This is a genomic window from Acinetobacter calcoaceticus, from assembly GCF_900520355.1.
Lineage (GTDB): Bacteria > Pseudomonadota > Gammaproteobacteria > Pseudomonadales > Moraxellaceae > Acinetobacter > Acinetobacter calcoaceticus_C.
Window position 1 is genome coordinate 1,107,676 of sequence record NZ_LS999521.1, and the last position, 19,834, is coordinate 1,127,509.

Below are 19,834 nucleotides of genomic sequence, written 5' to 3' on the forward strand. Positions count from 1 at the left end.
CTTGCGGTTTTTATCGCCAAACCCAAAATGTTTGCATAAAGAATCTTGAAAGCAATTGTAAGAAGGGTTTGAATAGGCACATTTATAATTTATGGAAAATAAAAAACGAATGACCACACAAGCTTCGGGTTGGGTCTCGGCTTTTAAAGCATTTTTAGATCGCCGTGCATTGATTATGCTGTTTCTTGGTTTTTCTGCCGGAATTCCAATTTTATTAATTTTCTCAAGTCTCTCTTTATGGCTCGGAGAGGCAGGTATTGATAAAAGTGCAGTCACTTTTTTTAGTTGGGCGGCTCTAGGTTACTCTTTTAAGTTTGTTTGGGCTCCTCTCATTGATGAGTTACCTGTACCTGTTTTAACTAAGATACTAGGCCGCAGACGTGCTTGGTTGTTAATTGCGCAATGTTTGATTGTCCTTGCTATTTGTATCATGGCTTTTTCTGATCCAGCTTTAGGTCAGAGCTATCTGGTGCAAATGGCAGTAGGTGCGGTATTGCTTGGTTTTTCAGCAGCAACACAAGATATCGTAATTGATGCCTACCGTATTGAATTAGCAGAAACAGAAATGCAAACAGTGTTGGCATCTACCTATAATGCTGGTTATCGAATCGGAATGATCGTGGCAGGAGCGGGGGCATTATTTCTAGCTGCGCATTTGGGGACTGCTAAAGGTAATTACATTTACGAAGCTTGGAAAATGACTTATTTAACCATGGCAGGGGTTATGTTAGTCGGTATTGTAACGACGTTACTCGTTCGTGAACCTCAGGTAAATCGTGTTTATAAAAACTATAAGAGTAGTGATTATTACCGCTTGGTGTTTGTATTTTTTGTTGCGGTTATTTCATTTGTAGTCACCTATATTTATTCTGGACAGATAACAGATGCAATCTCGCAAGCTGGAAGTATAAAAGACAACGCGGCATTATTTGGTTTAGAAGCTTTAAGATTTTTAACGGCTACAGCTTGTGCCATTTTTGTGGGCTATTTACTGGTTAAATTTGGTGTGGTTAACCAGCAAATGGCTAAAGAGACATGGATTGCACCAATTCTAGATTTCTTTAAACGTTATGGTGTCAAACTTGCATTAGTCTTATTACTCCTCATTGGTTTCTTCCGTATTTCAGACATTATTGCAGGTGTTATTTCCAATGTTTTTTATCAGGATCTTAACTTTAGCAAAGAACAAATTGCCGAAGCAGTCAAAATCTATGGAGTGATATTTAGTTTAATAGGCGGCTTTTTAGGTGGCCTTTTAGCACAGCGTATAAACATTATGAAGCTTATGTTTGTCGGTGCAGTTTTGGCAAGTTCTACCAATTTAATTTTTATTGGACTGGTAAAATCTGGACAGCCATTAGATGTAGTTGATGTAAAAGTTGGTGAGCAAAGCTATAAAGTTCAGCCCGATGAAGTAGGCTTGTGGAAGCTTGCAGTACCAAGTTCTAGCTTTAATGGGGTGAAGCAAATTGAGGTGAAAGCTGCTTATGCCACACAAAATGGTGTAGCACCTGTGACTCGTACTCAACCATTACTCACGACTGAATTAGCCAAATCACCTCTACAAATTTTACCGATCATGGGTAATGATCAAATCTATTTGAAAGAAGGCGAAAGAAGTATTGTGATTCGAGGGCAATACTTCGGGCAAGCTTTAACCCCTACACAAAAAATCATAATTAGTCTTGATGGACAAAATTTTGATGCAAAAATGTCAGATGAAAAAGGTATTTTTAGTGCAGCAATTGATGCGAAAAAATTAGTTGCATCGACCAGTAAAAAGCTTGATGTAGCTGTAGTAGAAGGCGAGCATAAAATATTTTCTGCATCCCATCCTTATGTCGTGAATTCAAATCTAAAAGCGACAAGTGAATTAGGTGTGAATATTGAACCCCTAGCTTACGTTGACCCACTTTCAGGTCAATCAGTTGAAATTAGCGGAAAGGTAATTAAACCATACAGTTCTTTATGGCTTTATTTTGCCATTATTGTCGACAATTTGGCTTCTGGCTTGGCGGGTGCCGCATTTATTGCATTCCTTTCAAGTTTAACGAGCGTGTCGTTCACAGCAGTTCAATATGCGATCTTTAGTTCACTCATGACGCTCACACCAAAACTTTTGGGTGGATATTCAGGTACCATTGTCAGTAATATTGGATATCCAAAATTCTTTTTGATGACTACTCTTATTGGTATTCCAATCTTGATTTTAGTGGTTTGGGTTGGAAAACTTCTAAAAGATCATCAAACACGTGAATCAGAAAAGGCAGGTGAATAAACATGCGAATGCTTCATACAATGTTGCGAGTAGGCAATTTAGAACAATCTTTAAAGTTCTATACCGAAGTATTAGGAATGAAGTTACTTCGTAAGCGTGATTATGAAGAAGGGCGCTTTACACTGGCATTTGTTGGTTATGGTGATGAAGAAACCAATACTGTGCTTGAACTCACTCATAACTGGGATACTTCAAGTTATGATTTAGGCAATGCATATGGCCATATTGCTATTGGCGTTGATGATGCCTATAAAGCATGTGAAGAAATTAAAGCACGTGGTGGTAAAGTCGTTCGTGAAGCTGGTCCAATGAAAGGTGGCGTAACGGTTATTGCATTTGTTGAAGATCCAGATGGTTATAAAATCGAGTTGATTCAACAAGATGCTGATGCAAGAAATAACTAAGTAAATGACTTGGACGATTTAAGATTTAGGTCTTAAAAGTCTAGCTTTATTTTTAGAGCCCAGTATGATGAATATCCGACCGAATGGTCAATTTATCAACTGGGTTTTTTATTTATCTAAAATAATCATAGGATGTGGCTATGTTGAAGTTATTGGCACTTGATCGATTTACAATTTTGTTGGTTGGAATGGTATTGCTAGCAACATTTTTTCCAGTCAATGGTCAAGCAGCGCAATATTTCAATACACTCACCACAGTCGCGATTGCAATATTATTTTTTTTGCATGGTGCGAAGCTGTCTCGTGAGGCTGTAATTGAAGGCATTTTGCATTGGAAAATGCATTTACTTGTATTCGCATTTACTTTTTTTGTTTTTCCAGTGATTGGTTTGTTGGCTAAGCCGATTCTGTTACCTCTATTAGGTCAACAGCTGTACTGGGGTTTTTTGTTTATGTGCTTTTTACCCTCTACGGTTCAATCTTCTATTGCATTTACATCAGTTGCAAAAGGGAATGTGGCTGGAGCGGTCTGTAGTGCATCTTTTTCAAATTTAATTGGTATGTTTATTACACCAGTGTTGGTGAGCTTTTTTATTTTAGGCCAAAGCCAACATGGGTTCGATCCGACTGCTTCAATTATACAAATTACATTGTTGCTATTAGTACCATTTATTTTAGGGCAAATATTACGTCCTTATATTTTTCCCTATATGGCAAAAGTTCCAAGTATTGTTAAAGCTTTCGATCAAGGCTCAATTTTGATGGTGGTGTATGGTGCATTCAGTGGGGCGGTAGTCGCAGGGCTTTGGCATCAGGTAAGTTGGAAAACCTTACTTATTCTAACGGTTGCCTGTTCAGTTCTTTTAACCATCATTATGCTATTAGCACTTTATCTACCACGTGTTTTGGGATTCAACCGAGCAGATCAAGTCACGGTTTTCTTTTGTAGCTCAAAAAAGACGCTGGCAAGTGGTGTGCCGATGGCGCAAATCTTATTTATTGGCCAGCCTTTAGGCATGATTGTGTTACCTATTATGATCTTTCACCAAATCCAATTAATGGTTTGTGGGGTAATTGCAAATTACTGGGCTAAATCTAAAGATTAATTCGCAAATAAAAATTATTTGACGTATAATCTTGTCCACTTGTTGTGCTTAGCTCTAACCCTAGAGGTTTCGGTGGGCCAAAAGAATGGTCTGTTGTGGTGTTGATCTGCTCATTTGAGCCTGTCCTCAACTTAGTTGAGAGTGATCAATTGCGATGGCAGCTTAAGCCTTTCTAAATTAGGAGTAATCGACGATGCGCGCCGATATTCACCCAAAATATGCAACATTAGTAGCAACTTGTTCTTGCGGTAACGTAATCGAAACTCGTTCTGCTTTAGGTAAAGACACTATCTACCTTGACGTATGTTCAGCTTGTCATCCTTTCTACACTGGTAAGCAAAAGAATGTAGACACTGGTGGTCGTATCGACAAATTCAAACAACGTTTTTCTGGTATGTCTCGCTCTATCAAGCGTTAATACTGCAAAACGAAACAAAAAACGGGCTTTATGCCCGTTTTTTGTTTGTGAACGACAAGACCATTATTGGTCTTGTACGTCTGTTAATCGATCAAGTTTTTTCTGGAAATAGCGGCCTTGTAAGAAACGTGCTTCTACATTCCAGGCGTTTGCAAATAAATTCATATCATTAAGATCGGCAAGCAAAATCCCTACTGGTTTTACAGTCAAATAGTTCAAAACCTTTTCTTGTAATTGCGCTAAACCAGCGTCTGAGTTTAATAGCTCGGTCTTCTTCGATTGCAATTTTAAATATTGAACATCAAGTTGTTGCAATATCGATTCACTATAAATAGAAGATGTGAAATCCCGAATTGAAATCTCCGCGCCATGTTGACGTAGGCGAGCTATGTGTTGCTGCACAATTGCAAGATGTGGCTGAATCGCTTGTTCTGAAAATTGTAAAACCAATGGGCTTTCTTGCTTACTCCCAATAATGGTGAGTAATTTGGAAATCAGCTCAGGGAATGATTTATCTTTAAGTAAGATATCAATATTCAAGTTAATAATCAGTTTAGCTTTCGGGTACTGCGTAATAAAATTATGTAGCTGCTTACTAGCCTCAACCAAGATCCAACGGTCTAATTGAATAGAAAGTTCGCTATCATCTCTTAATGCAGCTAAATCGTTTAAATTGTGCCACTGTTCATCTGCAATAAAACCGCTAGTCACTTCGTAGTTATGGGTTTCTTGATCATGCTTATCATAAATCTGCTGATATTTTAAATGGATTTCACCCCGTGCTAACTGTTGCTTTAATTGTTGCAATAAAGAGGCTTGCACAGGAGCATCAACATTCTGAAGGCTTAGATCAAGCGATATAGAAGAGTTGGCAGGCTCAGGAGAGATAATATCGATGGTTGGCGCTAGCTCAATTTCTGATTTCGCCTTAGGTAACTCTTGCTGACTTGTTTGATCAAGTAGCTTTGCAAAACTAGCTTCATCTAAAGGTTCAGTAATTTGGGCATAACTCAGCTTAAACTGGATCGAATAGTTAAGCTCATTAATCGCTAATAAATGCTCTTTTTGCAAACTTTGCAGACTCGCCAATTGGGAATTAAGGACTGTACTGTTTTCGGCTTGCAAAACGCCAAGATATGCCCCAAGTTCAAGATTGAAAATCGGCATTTGTGCCTGTTCTTTCAGGAAACTTTGCAGCTGATTAAAATATTGTCCAGGAGTTTGCCAATCGAGTTGAAATACACGTTCTGGGCATTGACTTAATCTAAATAAAACCAATGCATTTGCTTGAGCAGGGTGGGATGATAGCTGTCGATTAATCTGTTGCCAAGGTGTAATTAACCCATAACTCTTTTCAGAAAAAACAGTGTTTGCAGGTGTTTGTAAATCCAGTTGATAGTCAATGGTTAACTGTACGGCGTCTTCTTCCTGACTGGGAATAAATTCAAGTTTTAAAGCATTATTACCTGAAATTGCTGCGTGTTGACTCTGGATTTCAAAACGCGCCTGATCAAATTGACCTAATGAAATCTTCTTAAATCTTTGTTTAAAAATATTTAAATCATTGGGTTGTAAAACATCTAATATCGGCAGGCCAATAATCTCTTCTTCTTGCTTAAAGCCAAAAAGGTTGAGGTATTCTGTATTTGCCTTAACGTGCATGCCTTCTTGAAAGAGGGCGACAGCTTTATGGCTGTTATTGACCAATGTTTGTGTATGAGTGTGAATAGTCTCTAGTTCATTGGTCAGGCGTTGCTCGGTTTGCAATAAGTGGCTATACGACAAGGTCCGAATAAGCGTGATATAAAAATAATCTAATGGTTCTAATGGAACGACATCATAAATACCTTTATGAATATAGGTCTGATATTGCTGAGGTTGATAGTCTTCAGGTTGCAATAACAAAACAGGTAAATGTGGCTGCTCAGATGCTTGAATAAGGGAGAGGGTTTGTTCAATTTTTAGGTCGTAAGCACGACCAAAAATAATAGCATCCCAAGGCGTATTTAGCTGTTTTTCAAAACTTTTTAAATCATCAAGTAATAATGCCTGAACTTGATAATCATTCCCCAATAATAAATTTAAAATCTGGTTATAACGTAGCTGGTTGTCATCAATAATGAGTAAACGTGTTTCAGTACGTTTTAACTTTTTAGATAATAAAGAGTTTCTCACTTTAGTGCTTCCCATAAATCTTGACTGCTAGAGTTATTACCCTTTTTCATCATGAACTGATCAAGCAGGCCTTGTTGCTGCTCATTCAAAAGTTCGAAATGAAATTGAATAAAACTTTGAGTAATGAGTTGTGCTTTGAGTAGATACACTTTGATTTCTTCTGTCCCCAATCGTAAATGAATTGTTTGTTGCTCTCTAAAAATTTGTGAGCCCGGTAAAATTAATGTGTTTTGTATTTCTTCTAAATTTTGTGTTTGTAGTAATAGTGCAGGATGATAATTGCGCGTATGACGCTCAGCTTGAATATGCACTGCGCAAGGGAACATGGCCTGTGACAAAATCTCTAAACCTAACTCTAGGCTTTTTTCTGTCGACTGTTTAATCCAGCGAATGACCCCGCCACGCCATTGTCCATGCAAGGTTTCTTTAACTAAAATATATTCACCGGTTCTTAGATTTTTCGGTGCTTCCCCAGACCATTTAATACGATATCCATTGACACTAATATCGAGAACAGTGGTTTGATAAATGGTTTTAGTTTCACGACTTAAGCGTTGATAGGATGTCGTTTGTTGTTCTTTTTTCTCTAAATTGGATAAAACTTTAGACTCACTTTGTAAGTTGTAGTTATTGTTCAGTTGTAGCGTTTCTTCGAAATTTTTTGCTTTCGATAGATAGAAATGAGCCGTACTTAAACCAAAACAAATTTGTAGCTCTGCATTATATTCATACCGCTCATGACGACGTTGAGCCGTAGTACCTAAAATAGTTTGAACATGAAACTTTAAAGCTGGGCTTAAATAAAACTTTTCATTCTTGGAAATATATTGCGCATTTTTATGCATGGTTGCAGTGACATGCTCAAGTAAAGCCTGTGTGCCTATAAAAATGCTTGGGCTAAAGTTAGAGCTGCGTTTGGTGTTATAAACTGGTGGATGATCTTTACTTGGGTCGACCACATATTTCGTTAATGCTGTATCTTTCGGCAAAATATGAATCATTCTTGCCCAGTCAAAGCTACATTGAAATAATGCCTGAATTTCTGACTGACGAATTTGGTTGGTATTTAAAATATCGAGCAAAATCAGCTGAGCATAAGCTTGAGTAATATTTGCTAGAGGATGATGTATACCCTGAATATGGTTAATATTTACCAGATGATATTTATGTTGAACAGCGGTTTCATAGAGTTGATGTGCAATTAACCATTGCCCTTTGACCGGCTCACTATAGAGCATATGTTGTTGATATAAGAGACTGGTTAATTGTTTCAGCGCATGGAAAGTCGATAAAGTACGTGCCGTTTGCAAATTCTTTTTTTGTTTATAGGCAAACAGTGAAAATTTTTGATGTTGTAATTGCTCATGGCTATTTTTAGCAATATTTAAATAAATACTGGCAAAATAGCAACGGAGCAACATCGCTAATTCAATAATGTGTTCATTACGGTCTGTGCTAATAACACCTTGGTTAAAAAAGTTTTTTTCAAGGCTCGCAAGAACGTTATTAATAGTGGGGTGAAGCGTTTGTATGAGATCGAAACGCAAGGTTTCGCTACATTTTAATTCATTGAGCTCTAAAATGGCTGTGAATAATGCTTTTGACGTATCGCCGAGTTGCATAATAGAAAGGGTAGTGACCCATTCATTAAGATCTTTAATATTGGCTTCACAAAAGCTTAACCGTTCACGAGTGAGTGCGGTTTGATTGTGAAAAATGTCCGATAGTGCATTATTCATCATCACTTATTATATAACTCAAAATGTTGTAGCCCCAAAAAGCGGTGTTTTATTCTTTTCGCCCGCAATTTCCCTGACGAGTTTAGGAACCAAATACCCCGGTAGGTTCGCTAACACATCACGATATATATCATCTATCTCAGATGGTATTAAATCAAAATGTTGTGCACCTTTTACTTTATCTAAAACATGTAAGTAATAAGGCATAACGCGAGCTTCAAATAAACGATAACTTAAATCAATTAATGTTTGCGCAGAATCATTAACACCTTTAAGCAATACTGCCTGATTAAGTACAGTAATGTGCTCATCAGATAACTGCAACAATTTTGAACAGGTAAAGTCATCGAGTTCAGAAGCGTGGTTTGAGTGTACCACCAGAATAATACGCAGCCTACTGTTTTTTAATAAAGAAATAAGCTCTTCGTCGATACGGTTTGGAATAACAATTGGAACCCGTGAATGAATTCTCAGAATCTTAATTTGTTTGAGAGATGATAAACGTTCTAGCCAAAGTGCTAATTTACGGTTAGAAAGTGTAAGAGGGTCTCCACCACTCAAAATGATTTCATTAATGTGCGGATTCGCTTCAATATAATTTTTTATATTTAGCCAATCGTCATTTTTCGGTAAATTTTCTTGATAGGGAAAATGACGACGGAAACAATAACGGCAATGTACGGCACAAGCACCCGTCAAAGTCAGTAAAAAACGTGATTTATATTTATGTAATACACCGGGTAATTGATTTGCTGCTTCTTCACCTAAAGGATCAGTTACAAATTCAGGATGTTCTTCAAGCTCTAAATGATGAGGTAAAACCTGTAGCAAAAGCGGGTCAAAAGGGTCTTTAACGTTCATTTTTCCGACGAACGCGCGAGGAACCCGTAATTTAAACTGTTCAGAAGCCAGAATCGCACCTGATAATAGCTGATCGGTGGATAACTCGAGTAGGTTTAGCAACTCCAAAGGATCTGTAATAAGGTCACTCAGTTGCGATTGCCAGTTTTGCTCTTGGTATAAATAGTTTATCATTTGACACGATTAAGATAATGCAACAACGCATTATATCGCATAGTTGACTTGTTAAGTTTGGAGTGTGCCAGTCATGGCCAATTATTCTACAAATGATTTCAAGCCGGGCCTTAAGGTCATGCTTGACAGTAACCCATGTTCAATCATGGAAAATGAATACGTAAAACCAGGTAAAGGTCAAGCGTTCAACCGCGTAAAATTACGTAACCTTAGAACTGGTAAAGTTTTAGAAAAAACTTTTAAGTCTGGCGATACTGTAGAAGCGGCTGACATCGTAGAAGTAGAAATGGACTACTTATACAATGATGGCGAACTTTGGAACTTCATGGATCCTGTAACTTTTGAGCAAATCGCAGCAGATAAAACTGCAATGGGCGATGCTGCTAAATGGTTAAAAGACGATTCAAATGAAAAATGTACGATTATGTTGTTCAACGGCGTACCTTTAACTGTAAGTGCACCGAACTTCGTAGTATTAAAAATTGTTGAAACTGATCCAGGTGTACGTGGTGATACATCTGGCGGTGGCGGTAAACCAGCTAAGCTTGAAACAGGTGCGGTTGTTCGTGTTCCGTTATTTGTTCAGCAAGAAGATAGCGTTCGTGTAGATACTCGTACTGGCGATTATTTAGAGCGTGCATAATAGTTAAAAAATAAACTATTATCGAAGGGATGATGTAAATCATCCCTTTTTTTATGCGAAAGTATAAGAGGAAAAAAATTAAAGGAGGAGTAGAGTCACAAGGAGTGAGCAAAGAACAGTACATAACAATATAAAAATGCTGTAGTTATTTATTGAGAGGTTAAGAATGGACACAATGCAAGCGAAATCTACGCTTCCCTCCAAGCTAGTCTGGAGCCTAGTGGCAATTATAGGTGCAATTTCTTTTGGGATGCTGGCACTCAGTCGTGGTGAACATGTCAATGCGGTTTGGCTTGTACTTGCTGCAGCATGTGTATATAGCATCGCATATCGATTTTATAGTCTATTTATTGCAACTAAAGTATTTGAATTAAACCCAAGACGTTTAACCCCAGCACATCGTTTAGCCGATGGTCTGGATTATGTTCCCACCAATAAATATGTGCTTTTCGGTCACCACTTTGCGGCAATTGCCGGAGCGGGGCCATTGGTCGGGCCAATTTTGGCTGCACAAATGGGTTTTTTACCAGGGACAATCTGGCTACTGGTCGGTGTGGTTGTCGCGGGTGCAGTACAAGACTTTTTAGTTTTATTTATTTCAACGCGTCGAGACGGTCGATCGCTTGGTGAAATGGCAAAACAAGAACTAGGTTCTTTTGCCGGTATTGTTGTAATGCTCGGTGCGCTTGGGGTAATGATTATTATCCTTGCAGTATTGGCTTTAGTTGTGGTTAAAGCACTTGCCCATAGTCCATGGGGTGTTTTTACTATTGCAGCGACTATTCCAATTGCATTATTTATGGGCGTTTACATGCGATTTATTCGCCCAGGACGTATTGCTGAAGTTTCTATTATTGGCTTCGTCTTAATGATGCTTGCTATTGTCTATGGTGGACATGTTGCAGCAGATCCTTACTGGGGTGAGTTTTTCACCTTAACTGGAACACAGCTCACTTGGTGCTTAATCATTTATGGATTTATTGCTTCAGTATTACCAGTCTGGTTATTGCTAGCGCCACGTGATTATTTATCAACATTCCTTAAAATTGGCGTCATTCTCGGTCTAGCAGTCGGTATTATCATTGCATTACCTGAATTAAAAATGCCAGCAGTGACTCATTTTATTGATGGTACTGGTCCTGTTTTCTCAGGTAGTTTATTTCCATTCCTATTTATTACTATTGCCTGTGGTGCTATTTCTGGTTTCCATGCGCTTGTATCAAGTGGTACTACGCCAAAGCTCATTAATAACGAAGCGGATATTCGCGTGATTGGTTATGGTGGCATGCTCATGGAGTCTTTCGTCGGTATTATGGCGATGATCTGTGCAACCGTATTAGATCCAGGTATCTACTTCGCAATTAATGCGCCTGCGGCTGTACTTGGTACAACTGTAGAAACTGCCGCAGAAGCTGTTCGTAATCTAGGGTTTGTCGTTACTCCTGAAATGTTAACGCTGTTGGCACAGGAAGTTGGAGAAACTTCGATTTTATCGCGTACAGGTGGTGCACCTACGTTTGCAATCGGTATGGCACATATCATTTCGGAAATTTTCAATAGCCGTTCAATGATGGCATTCTGGTATCATTTTGCTATTTTGTTTGAAGCACTTTTCATCTTAACTGCTGTAGATGCCGGAACTCGTGCTTGTCGTTTCATGGTGCAAGACACAGTGGGTATTGTTATTCCTAAGATTAAATCTTCTAGTTCATTCTTGGGTAATTTGGTTGGAACAGCCGTAGCAGTAGGTGGATGGGGATTCTTCGTCTATCAAGGTGTGATTGATCCATTAGGTGGTGTCAATTCACTATGGCCTTTATTTGGTGTTGGTAACCAGATGCTGGCTTCAATGGCACTCATTTTGGGTACAGTCATTTTGTTTAAAATGAAAAAAGAAAAATATGTATGGGTGACGATCATCCCAACAATTTTCTTGTTTGTTACCTGTATGACTGCGGGTTGGCAAAAGATTTTTCACGAAAATCCAAAGATTGGTTTCTTAGCGCAAGCAAATAGATTTTCAGATGCAATCGCTCGTGGTGAAATTCTTAAACCAGCCAAAACTATTGCTGAGATGCAAAACATTGTGATGTCTAATCAGATTAATGCTGCGCTTTGTGGCTTCTTTATGATTGTCTCTATTGTCATGATTATTGCTTCAATTGGTATTGTGCGTCGTGCTTTAGCAAGCCCAACACCGACTGTAAATGAATCCCCAGCTGTATATGCTGATCCTGAAGTGGTCACCACCCGAGGAGAGTAATGATGAATTTTAAATTTGCAAAAAATGGAACTGTCATTATTGCGAAAATCATCAAAATGACGGTGCTCTCACAAAAAGAGCTATTGCTCTCTCCAAAGAACTGGTCACGCATTGCAACATTGTGGCAGCGTTTACAGCAAAGTTTTCGGTTGATGGTTGGAGTGCCAGATTATCAAACTTATCTGGAACATATGAAGCTTCATCATTCTGATTTAACACCAATGGATGCTAAAACTTTCTATCGTTATTGTGTCGATGCGCGTTATCCATCGGCTGGTGGTACTTTAAAGAAATGCCCTTGTTAAGTTGAGATTGATATTCAGCTAAACAAAACGGTATGTGGTTAAACCATGTACCGTTTTTCTTTTTTGGAAAATGAAAAAGAGTTTGCTTAAAGTCTGCTCATTTGTATTTTTTTCAATTGAAAATCACTTGTTTTGCTTTTGAAAAATGAATATTATGCTTTCCATCTTAGGTGTATAGCTCAGTTGGTTAGAGCGCTACGTTGACATCGTAGAGGTCTCCAGTTCGAGTCTGGATATACCTACCAAGACATTAAAGTCATATAAACTCAAATAGCTTTACATGACTTAAAAAGCCCTAAACTATAATGGCTTAGGGCTTTTTTATTGGTTTGTATAAAATAGTTTGAAATATAGCGATAAATAGAATTCTATAAATTTACTAATACATTTCTACTTCGCAAAACCAATATAACCCTAAAACTCTCCACCTTTATAAATTCCTCTTTAACAATCCCTTATTCATTATTTATCCTTACTTTTTAATGATCTAATTTAAAACAAATGTCATTTGCTTGACTGAAAAAGGGTAGAGCACTGTCCTTTGCCTGCCTACATTGAGCACAACTTGCTTATCAACACTCAGAATCCAGAAGATCACCCTATTTTATAAATAAAATAAATATATATATTAGAAAACTTGATTAATTTTATTTTTCGTATATAATGAACATAACTAGAAAAAGTCATGTTTGGTAAATCTTCTCTAAGTACCGCAGTATTAGTCATAATCCTTCGTTTTTTTTAGATTTTAAGCTCCATTCTTTATTATTTCGATGTTACTCATAACCAATAAACTGGTTTAAATTTAAAAAAATAGGATTTATTATGTCTAATTCAAATATCATGAAAGGTACTGTTAAGTGGTTTAACGAAGCTAAAGGTTTCGGTTTTATTCAACCAGAATCAGGACCAGACGTTTTTGCTCATTTTAGCGAAATCGCTAACTCAGGTTTCAGAACGCTTGCTGAAGGTCAACGTGTTGAATTCAGTGTTGCACAAGGCCAAAAAGGCCCAAATGCTGTAAATATTGTTGCTCTATAAATAATTATAAGCACTAATAAATAAAAGCACTAATGAGTGCTTTTATTTTGGTTTTAAAATAATTTTAAAGTTTTTTTAAGATTATAAGTAAATTTTAATTTAGGATATAAATTGTTAAAAATAAATGATTTAATTGCAAAATCTAAAAATGGTACAGAAATTTTAGTGTCTTTAATTCCTCTAAATAGAATACAAAATACACGTGAAGGTTTTAAAACTGTTGAAGTTGGTAAAAGAGTTCTTCTTTCCTCTGGAATTGAAGTCGATTTAAATTTAGATGGGCGTACCTTTTATGCGTCTATAAATCAACTATTTAAATTAAATGAAAGAGTCTGTTAAATAAAAATCAATTAATTATTGGATACTTAGGTAGATCCATTATTTCTGCCATAATTTTATAAGGATATCGTAATGCTTAAACAAAATATCAGTGTTAAAGACCAGTTTGGGATTAAATACGCCATTCAGGCAACAGTAGATAATTATTTCGCTAATACTCAATGTTTTTCTAATTTAAAATACATTACAGTTGAAGGTGAAGATATACGACCGGGTTTTGAAATGTTTTTTCAAAGTACTTTAAGTGGTAAAATTTTTAAAATTGATAAATTAAATTAATCTATCAACGCAGTATATTTAACGCGACTGGATAGGGTTCTTTTAAAAAATAGAAAACCTTCATGGCTCTACGGCACGTTGCAAATACTCAATTAAATAATAACTTTAATAATAAAGCGCAGGTGGTGGAAGCCGCACTAGCGCATTTCCATTCCCCAAATCCACATATTCCTCGATTTTATAAACTTCAATTTAACAATAACTTATTAATTATTTAACCTTACTTTTTAATGATCTAATTTAAAGCAAATATCATTTTGTGTGCTTGACTGCAACAAATGTGAAGCTTATCCTTTGCCTGCTGGCCACATTGCCAGTCGGCTTTGACAGGCTGAATAATAACTCCCGCATCAGAGCTTTCCTTCTGAGGAATACTCTTGTGTGGTGTGCAAACTCGTCTCTTTCCCGTAGCGGTAGGGTGATCTGACCCCATAAAGTTGGACAGTTAATTAAGCAGTTTTTAAAAACTGATTTCTATATTGTACAGGGGATAAACCTTGTAGCTTCACCTTGATTCTCTCATGATTATAATAATGAATGTACTCTTTTACAGTTTTCTCTAATTCATCAATTGATTGAAATTTTTCACCATGAAAGCATTCCGATTTTAATATTCCAAAGAAGCTTTCTATTACAGCATTATCCAAACAATTTCCCTTACGAGACATACTCTGAATTAAACCATGTTGCTTTAATTGCTGCTGGTAATGGGCCATTTGATATTGCCATCCTTGATCGGAATGGAGAATTGGTTTTTCATGTCGCTTAAGTTTAGCCAAAGCATGAATGAGCATCTCTTTTACTAACTCATAATTGAGTTTGCGTTGGATTCGGAACGTAATAATTTCCCCATTAAATAAATCTATAATTGGGGATAGGTAAAGTTTTTCACCATTCACATTAAATTCCGTTACATCAGTTGCCCATTTCTGATTTGGCCGATTTGCTTTAAATTGCCGTTGTAAAATGTTATCAGCCACCATCCCGACACAACCACTTTTATATGAGCGATATTTTAGTGCTCTGATCCTTGATTTGAGTCCCATAGTTTTCATGAGGCGATATACGCATTTATGGTTAATCATTATTCCTGCACTTTTCAAAGCAAGAGTAATTCTACGATAGCCGTAACATCCTTTGTGCTTGTGATATATCGACTTAATATTTTGTTTTAGCTCAGTATATTTATCATTGGAGCGTAGAGCTTTCATGTGGTAGAAATAAGTACTACGGGCTATCTTCGCGATACCGAGTAATAGTTTCAATGGATAGATATGCCTTAATTCTGAAACAACCTGAACACTGTCTGCGGTAGAAATTGAACTTAAGTACGCTGCTTCAGTTTTAAGGCTTTTAGCTTTTTTAAGAAAGCGACCTCTGCGCGCAAAGCTGTAACCTCATCAATGAGTTCTTGTTGAGACTTGTCTTTATCATCTCTGATTGGCTTAACTACTTTGATTTTATCTTGCCTAGTCATATTGGTATAAGTCCGTTTAGTATTAAAACCAGCAATCCCTTCTTTATGATACTGAGCTAACCATCTTCTTAAAATTGACGTCCCGCTCAGATTTAATCGTCTTCTTACTTCTCTTACGGGTATCTTATCAAGAAGCATTTGTATCGCATTGATTTTAAATTCTGGAGAATAATAAGTCTTTTTAATTTTAACATTAAGCCCATCAGTACCATGTGCTTTATAGTTTTCAATCCATAACCGGATGGTTTGGAGATCTACATTAAACTCTTTGGAAAGAATTTTATAGCCTTTACTCCCATCTAAATAAGCCTGAATTACTTTTAGTTTTAACTCTTTTGAATGCTTTGGAACTGGCATAGGACACACCTTATAAGTTTAAAGAGTCTAACTTATGGGGTGCAGTTCAGGACGGGAGAGGGACACTTTCGGGTGTGCTAGTTTGAGTTATTACTAGTCTGTCAACCTTCTTCCGTTCTGCCACCATAATTTTAATGTCTTGGCAGAACTCCCAATAAAAAGGAGTTGGCTTTGCACATTCATTATTTCTTGGCAGCCATTGCTAAAAGCTATAACGATACAACTTAAATTATATTTAGCAGCTTGATTACCTTTAGGGTTCTCAGGCTTTAAGTCATTACGGCTAAAAACTTATTTGAACAATAAAACTCGAGATGTGCCAAGCACAGTCTTTATGGCTTTGCTATGCCTTTTTTTCTCCCAAAAAGGGCAGTGGTTTTTGTATCTCATTTATATACAACAAAAATTTAATTTATAACGGTAAAACTATGCCACATTCAGATCTTCCATTTCGTGCTTTAAGCGTGCTTCATACCTCTCGATATCTTTTTAATAAATATGGCTTTCATAAAGTCGGGGTGGACCGCATTATCGAATCGTCAAAAACTCCAAAAGCAACTTTTTATAATTACTTCCACTCAAAAGAACGTCTTATTGAAATGAGCTTAACCTTTCAAAAAGATGGGCTGAAACAAGAGGTGATTTCAATTATTTATGTTCAAAAAGACTTAACTCTGCTTGAAAAGCTTCGCAAAATTTACTTTTTACATGCAGATTTAGACGGACTCTATCATTTGCCTTTCAAAGCCATTTTTGAAATTGCGAAAACACATCCAAAGGCGTATCAGGTGGTGATTGACTATCGAAACTGGCTTATTAATGAAATTTATAATTTGCTCTTAACAACCAATGCAAATGCTTCAAAGCAAGATGCACACATGTTCTTGTTTGTAATTGATGGGGCAATGGTTCAGCTTTTAGACCCCAATAAGGCAGGGGAAAGGGAACGGTTGTTGGATTATTTTTTAATGCAATATATTTAATGCAGATGAAAAGAAATATCTTTTAATTTAACTGCATCCGCCTGAGTGATGCAGTTAAATGATAAATATTAAGAAATTTCTAAAATTTTTTGGGCGATATATAAATCTTGTATAGATAACCCTGAACTGTCATAAATTGTGATTTGTTCCTGAGATTGCCTTCCTTGAGTGTTTGCTAAAAGCACATCACCTATATTCATTAAAATTGCAGATTCAGGGGCATGTTGGAATTCACCGATGGTTTTAGACTGGGTATTAAGGTCGCAAAATAAACGACTATGTAGAAATAACTCTGGTGGAAGTTCTTGTTTGCCTTGCTTATCAGACCCCATAGATGAAATATGAGTACCAGCTTTTACCCATTCTGCTTTAAAAAGAGGAGTTTGAGACGAAGTTGCTGTCACAATAATATCTGCTTGTTCACAGGCTTCTTTTGCACCAGCAATTTTAAGCTTAATCCCTAATGGTTTTAGGTCTTCTACCATTGTTTCGGCTTTATTTTGGTCGCGTCCTACAACCAAAACCTGATCGAAGTTTCTAATTCTCGCTAATGCCTCACATTCATATTTGGCCTGATTTCCCGTACCAAATATGGCTAATACTTTTGAATCTTTTCTTGCTAGTAGATTGGTTGCAACAGCATTAGATGCTGCTGTACGGAATGCATTCACTTTGCCAGCTTCGATGGCTGCTGCCATTTTTCCATTGGCTTGATTAAATAATAAAATGAGCGCGTTATGGCGTGGTAAACCATTTTTAGGGTTATCTTCCCAAAAAGAACCAACTTTAAGACCAGCTAATTGCTGGGTAGCAGATGATTTAATACTAAACGTATTTTTTGTATCAGATGCTTGACCATGAACCACAGGAAAACTTTGAGTGTCCAATTGAGTTGCAGCAATTAAAGCTTGATAAATCGCATCATAAGCGAGTTCATGATTGATGAGAGCGGAAGATTCGGACTCGGAAATAAATCTCATAACCATCTCCAAAAGTTGATGTTTAAATTAAGACGTGAACAGTTCGAGAGGTCAGTGCACATTCATGCCTATCCATGACGCTTTAAAAGAAATCATAGATAGACTTAAGACTTTTATTAAGCTGATAAAAATTCTACATATTTAGAAATATCGACGTTCCCACCACTAATAATGATGCCTATACGTTTGCCTTTTAATTCATGTTTCAAATTGCGTGCAGCCGCAAATCCAAGGCATCCTGTCGGTTCAACCACCATCTTCATTCTTTCAGCAAAAAACTTCATAGAAGTCACGAGTTCTTCGTCTGTTACAGTCAAAATGTCATCTACATTCTTTTGAATAATAGGGAAAGTGAGTTTGCCTAAGTATTGAGTTTGAGCACCGTCGGCAATCGTTTGGGGCGTATCAATATGAACAATTTCTCCTTTTCTAAAGGACATTTGCCCATCATTTCCTAGGGCAGGTTCAACACCATATATTTTACAATTAGGAGAGAGTTGACGGGCAGATAAGGAAGACCCAGCTAATAAGCCTCCACCACCTAAACATACAAAGAGGTAATCCAACTCACCAACCTCTTCAAATAGCTCTTTTGCAGCCGTTCCTTGACCTGCAATTACATGCGGATGATCATAAGATGGAATTAATGTCAGACCATTTTTTTCGGCAATCTCTTTTCCAATTTGTTCCCGATCTTCCGTATACCGGTCAAATTCAACAATAGTGCCGCCGTATTCTCGCGTCGCTGCCATTTTTGCAGCAGGAGCATCTTTGGGCATGATGATTGTTGCAGGAATACCAAGAATTTTCGCTGACAGTGCAATCGCTTGTGCATGATTTCCCGAAGAAAAAGCAACAACACCAGCTTTTTTTTGAACTTCATCGAACTGTGCAAGCGCATTCATTGCACCACGAAATTTGAAAGCGCCAACACGCTGAAAATTCTCACATTTAAAGAATACTTCTGCTTCAAATTCATTGTTAACAGTACGTGAAGTTAAAACAGGGGTGTTATTTGCAAAACCTTTTATACGTTCAGCAGCGGCTGCGACATCTTCATAAGTTGGAAGGGTTAAATTTTTCATAATTAAACCTAATTCTATTCAATGTTTTCGGATGCAAGATTTCGTATTGCTCAAACAACGCACAATATATTGACCTTGTTTAGATAAAATATATATTTTTAGATAAAATGTCTAATATTATTTTCTGATGTGATAACAATGAGATATAAGATTTTGATTTACATTAAGTTTAAAATTAGATAAAAAGTCTAAATTACTATTGCATACTTCACGCTAGGGTTTGAAATAGTAAGCAAGTCATTTGGAGGAAATACATTGGGAAATCGTGATAAACATTTACTCACTCAACTAGATACGATCGCGAAAGGGTTAAGTGAAACTCTATTTCCATTTTGCGAAGTTGTTGTCCATGACTTAACAAATCCTGAACATGCCATACTCTCAATACACAACAATTTATCTGGTCGAAAGATAGGAGATCCAGCAACAGAGTTAGGGCTGGCAAGAATTATGTCTCCAGAATTTCCAAATCTTATTTCAAACTATGCAAACCAGTTTGCAGATGGCCGCCCCGCAAAAAGTACTTCTATTGGTATTAAAGATGAAGAGGGCGAATATGTGGCCGCTTTATGTATGAATATTGATTTAACCCTATTTAGGGGCATGCAAAGCGCTTTAGACCAGTTTACTAAAATTGAAACTGACAACATTATTGAAAATTTGGAACCGAATGGGACTGAAGCAATTCGAAGATATATCGATCAATTTGCCTCAAAACATGCCACTACGCCGCGTATGTTAAAACTTAATGAGAGAAAACAATTAATACACGAGTTAAAGAATAATGGTTTATTAGATATTAAAAAGGCTGTGGAGACGGTTGCACAACATTTAGGTATATCAAGAGCGAGTGCTTATTTGTATGTGAAGGAAACTTAAAACGATTTTTTATAATTTATAAGATTCGAATAGTTTATTTTAATGTGT

19 protein-coding genes and 1 tRNA gene are annotated in these 19,834 nt (G+C 37.0%); 13 read left to right on the plus strand and 7 right to left on the minus strand.

Translation table 11 applies throughout. The annotated features are described in order from the left end of the window. Positions 1-91 precede the first annotated feature (91 nt). The 4 genes from AC2117_RS05205 (at position 92) to rpmE (ending at position 4,206) form a co-directional block, all read left to right on the plus strand. Entirely contained in the window at positions 92-2,278 is a 2,187-nt protein-coding gene (locus tag AC2117_RS05205; RefSeq protein ID WP_133972386.1) for an AmpG family muropeptide MFS transporter, read from the plus strand. 2 nt (positions 2,279-2,280) lie between these two features. Next, a complete protein-coding gene (gene gloA / locus AC2117_RS05210; RefSeq protein WP_003650472.1) occupies positions 2,281-2,682 on the plus strand; it encodes a lactoylglutathione lyase in 402 nt (133 codons plus the stop codon). Positions 2,683-2,816: 134 nt separating this feature from the next. Further along, positions 2,817-3,788, plus strand: a complete 972-nt coding sequence (locus AC2117_RS05215; protein ID WP_171459054.1) for a bile acid:sodium symporter family protein — start codon at positions 2,817-2,819, stop codon at positions 3,786-3,788. A gap of 193 nt (positions 3,789-3,981) precedes the next feature. Further along, on the plus strand, positions 3,982-4,206 hold the full coding sequence (rpmE, locus tag AC2117_RS05220; protein WP_003650476.1) for a 50S ribosomal protein L31: 225 nt from the start codon (positions 3,982-3,984) through the stop codon (positions 4,204-4,206). A gap of 63 nt (positions 4,207-4,269) precedes the next feature. Here the strand turns inward: rpmE and AC2117_RS05225 are convergent, their stop codons facing one another. Genes AC2117_RS05225 through epmB form a run of 3 tightly spaced genes read right to left on the minus strand, consistent with a single transcriptional unit; the run spans position 4,270 to position 9,155 of the window. Then, positions 4,270-6,381 carry an EAL domain-containing protein gene (locus tag AC2117_RS05225; RefSeq protein ID WP_133972390.1) on the minus strand — a complete coding sequence of 704 codons (2,112 nt, stop codon included), beginning with the start codon at positions 6,379-6,381 and terminating at the stop codon, positions 4,270-4,272. Beyond that, positions 6,378-8,123, minus strand: coding sequence for a GTPase (locus tag AC2117_RS05230; RefSeq protein WP_133972392.1), 1,746 nt, complete (start codon positions 8,121-8,123; stop codon positions 6,378-6,380). The genes AC2117_RS05225 and AC2117_RS05230 overlap by 4 nt, the downstream gene beginning before the upstream one ends. 15 nt (positions 8,124-8,138) lie before the next feature. Then, positions 8,139-9,155 carry an EF-P beta-lysylation protein EpmB gene (epmB, locus tag AC2117_RS05235; RefSeq protein WP_133972394.1) on the minus strand — a complete coding sequence of 339 codons (1,017 nt, stop codon included), beginning with the start codon at positions 9,153-9,155 and terminating at the stop codon, positions 8,139-8,141. Between the two features lie 73 nt (positions 9,156-9,228). On the opposite strand from epmB, the gene efp reads away from it, so the two are divergent. From efp to AC2117_RS05270, 7 genes are all read left to right on the plus strand, one after another. Beyond that, positions 9,229-9,798 (plus strand): elongation factor P, encoded by a 570-nt coding sequence (gene efp / locus AC2117_RS05240; RefSeq protein WP_004643557.1) that lies wholly within the window; start codon positions 9,229-9,231, stop codon positions 9,796-9,798. A gap of 166 nt (positions 9,799-9,964) precedes the next feature. Beyond that, positions 9,965-12,061, plus strand: coding sequence for a carbon starvation CstA family protein (locus AC2117_RS05245; RefSeq protein ID WP_197730992.1), 2,097 nt, complete (start codon positions 9,965-9,967; stop codon positions 12,059-12,061). Continuing rightward, positions 12,061-12,366: a YbdD/YjiX family protein gene (locus AC2117_RS05250; protein WP_004643555.1), complete on the plus strand. Its 306-nt coding sequence runs from the start codon at positions 12,061-12,063 to the stop codon at positions 12,364-12,366. Before AC2117_RS05245 ends, AC2117_RS05250 begins: the two co-directional genes overlap by 1 nt. 168 nt (positions 12,367-12,534) lie before the next feature. Further along, positions 12,535-12,611: transfer RNA gene (locus tag AC2117_RS05255), tRNA-Val, on the plus strand. Between the two features lie 580 nt (positions 12,612-13,191). Next, on the plus strand, positions 13,192-13,407 hold the full coding sequence (locus AC2117_RS05260) for a cold-shock protein (RefSeq protein ID WP_003650532.1): 216 nt from the start codon (positions 13,192-13,194) through the stop codon (positions 13,405-13,407). 111 nt (positions 13,408-13,518) lie between these two features. Further along, positions 13,519-13,746, plus strand: coding sequence for a hypothetical protein (locus AC2117_RS05265; protein ID WP_042898020.1), 228 nt, complete (start codon positions 13,519-13,521; stop codon positions 13,744-13,746). A gap of 72 nt (positions 13,747-13,818) precedes the next feature. Beyond that, entirely contained in the window at positions 13,819-14,025 is a 207-nt protein-coding gene (locus tag AC2117_RS05270; RefSeq protein WP_133972396.1) for a hypothetical protein, read from the plus strand. Between the two features lie 449 nt (positions 14,026-14,474). Here the strand turns inward: AC2117_RS05270 and AC2117_RS05280 are convergent, their stop codons facing one another. Together AC2117_RS05280 and AC2117_RS05285 are read right to left on the minus strand one after the other, a co-directional pair. Further along, positions 14,475-15,344, minus strand: coding sequence for an IS3 family transposase (locus AC2117_RS05280; protein ID WP_227549250.1), 870 nt, complete (start codon positions 15,342-15,344; stop codon positions 14,475-14,477). A gap of 5 nt (positions 15,345-15,349) precedes the next feature. Continuing rightward, on the minus strand, positions 15,350-15,859 hold the full coding sequence (locus AC2117_RS05285; protein WP_133972402.1) for a helix-turn-helix domain-containing protein: 510 nt from the start codon (positions 15,857-15,859) through the stop codon (positions 15,350-15,352). Positions 15,860-16,287: 428 nt separating this feature from the next. On the opposite strand from AC2117_RS05285, the gene AC2117_RS05290 reads away from it, so the two are divergent. Next, positions 16,288-16,842, plus strand: a complete 555-nt coding sequence (locus AC2117_RS05290) for a TetR/AcrR family transcriptional regulator (RefSeq protein WP_133972404.1) — start codon at positions 16,288-16,290, stop codon at positions 16,840-16,842. 68 nt (positions 16,843-16,910) lie between these two features. Here AC2117_RS05290 and AC2117_RS05295 read toward each other — a convergent pair whose 3' ends face one another. Both AC2117_RS05295 and AC2117_RS05300 read right to left on the minus strand, forming a co-directional pair. Next, a complete protein-coding gene (locus tag AC2117_RS05295) occupies positions 16,911-17,822 on the minus strand; it encodes an ornithine cyclodeaminase family protein (protein WP_133972406.1) in 912 nt (303 codons plus the stop codon). A gap of 116 nt (positions 17,823-17,938) precedes the next feature. Beyond that, positions 17,939-18,907: a threo-3-hydroxy-L-aspartate ammonia-lyase gene (locus AC2117_RS05300; RefSeq protein WP_133972408.1), complete on the minus strand. Its 969-nt coding sequence runs from the start codon at positions 18,905-18,907 to the stop codon at positions 17,939-17,941. 255 nt (positions 18,908-19,162) lie between these two features. Between AC2117_RS05300 and AC2117_RS05305 the strand changes: the two genes are divergently transcribed. Next, positions 19,163-19,786 carry a transcriptional regulator gene (locus AC2117_RS05305; protein ID WP_092706340.1) on the plus strand — a complete coding sequence of 208 codons (624 nt, stop codon included), beginning with the start codon at positions 19,163-19,165 and terminating at the stop codon, positions 19,784-19,786. Positions 19,787-19,834 lie beyond the last annotated feature (48 nt).

Excerpts from the sequence above, each read along its gene's own strand:
- rpmE (WP_003650476.1), top strand. The coding sequence starts at position 3,982 with ATGCGCGCCGATATTCACCCAAAATATGCAACATTAGTAGCAACTTGT.
- AC2117_RS05300 (WP_133972408.1), bottom strand. The coding sequence starts at position 18,907 with ATGAAAAATTTAACCCTTCCAACTTATGAAGATGTCGCAGCCGCTGCT.
- AC2117_RS05245 (WP_197730992.1), top strand. The coding sequence starts at position 9,965 with ATGGACACAATGCAAGCGAAATCTACGCTTCCCTCCAAGCTAGTCTGG.
- AC2117_RS05285 (WP_133972402.1), bottom strand. The coding sequence starts at position 15,859 with ATGCCAGTTCCAAAGCATTCAAAAGAGTTAAAACTAAAAGTAATTCAG.
- AC2117_RS05290 (WP_133972404.1), top strand. The coding sequence starts at position 16,288 with ATGCCACATTCAGATCTTCCATTTCGTGCTTTAAGCGTGCTTCATACC.
- epmB (WP_133972394.1), bottom strand. The coding sequence starts at position 9,155 with ATGATAAACTATTTATACCAAGAGCAAAACTGGCAATCGCAACTGAGT.
- AC2117_RS05205 (WP_133972386.1), top strand. The coding sequence starts at position 92 with ATGGAAAATAAAAAACGAATGACCACACAAGCTTCGGGTTGGGTCTCG.
- AC2117_RS05270 (WP_133972396.1), top strand. The coding sequence starts at position 13,819 with ATGCTTAAACAAAATATCAGTGTTAAAGACCAGTTTGGGATTAAATAC.
- gloA (WP_003650472.1), top strand. The coding sequence starts at position 2,281 with ATGCGAATGCTTCATACAATGTTGCGAGTAGGCAATTTAGAACAATCT.
- AC2117_RS05230 (WP_133972392.1), bottom strand. The coding sequence starts at position 8,123 with ATGATGAATAATGCACTATCGGACATTTTTCACAATCAAACCGCACTC.
- efp (WP_004643557.1), top strand. The coding sequence starts at position 9,229 with ATGGCCAATTATTCTACAAATGATTTCAAGCCGGGCCTTAAGGTCATG.
- AC2117_RS05260 (WP_003650532.1), top strand. The coding sequence starts at position 13,192 with ATGTCTAATTCAAATATCATGAAAGGTACTGTTAAGTGGTTTAACGAA.
- AC2117_RS05295 (WP_133972406.1), bottom strand. The coding sequence starts at position 17,822 with ATGAGATTTATTTCCGAGTCCGAATCTTCCGCTCTCATCAATCATGAA.
- AC2117_RS05250 (WP_004643555.1), top strand. The coding sequence starts at position 12,061 with ATGATGAATTTTAAATTTGCAAAAAATGGAACTGTCATTATTGCGAAA.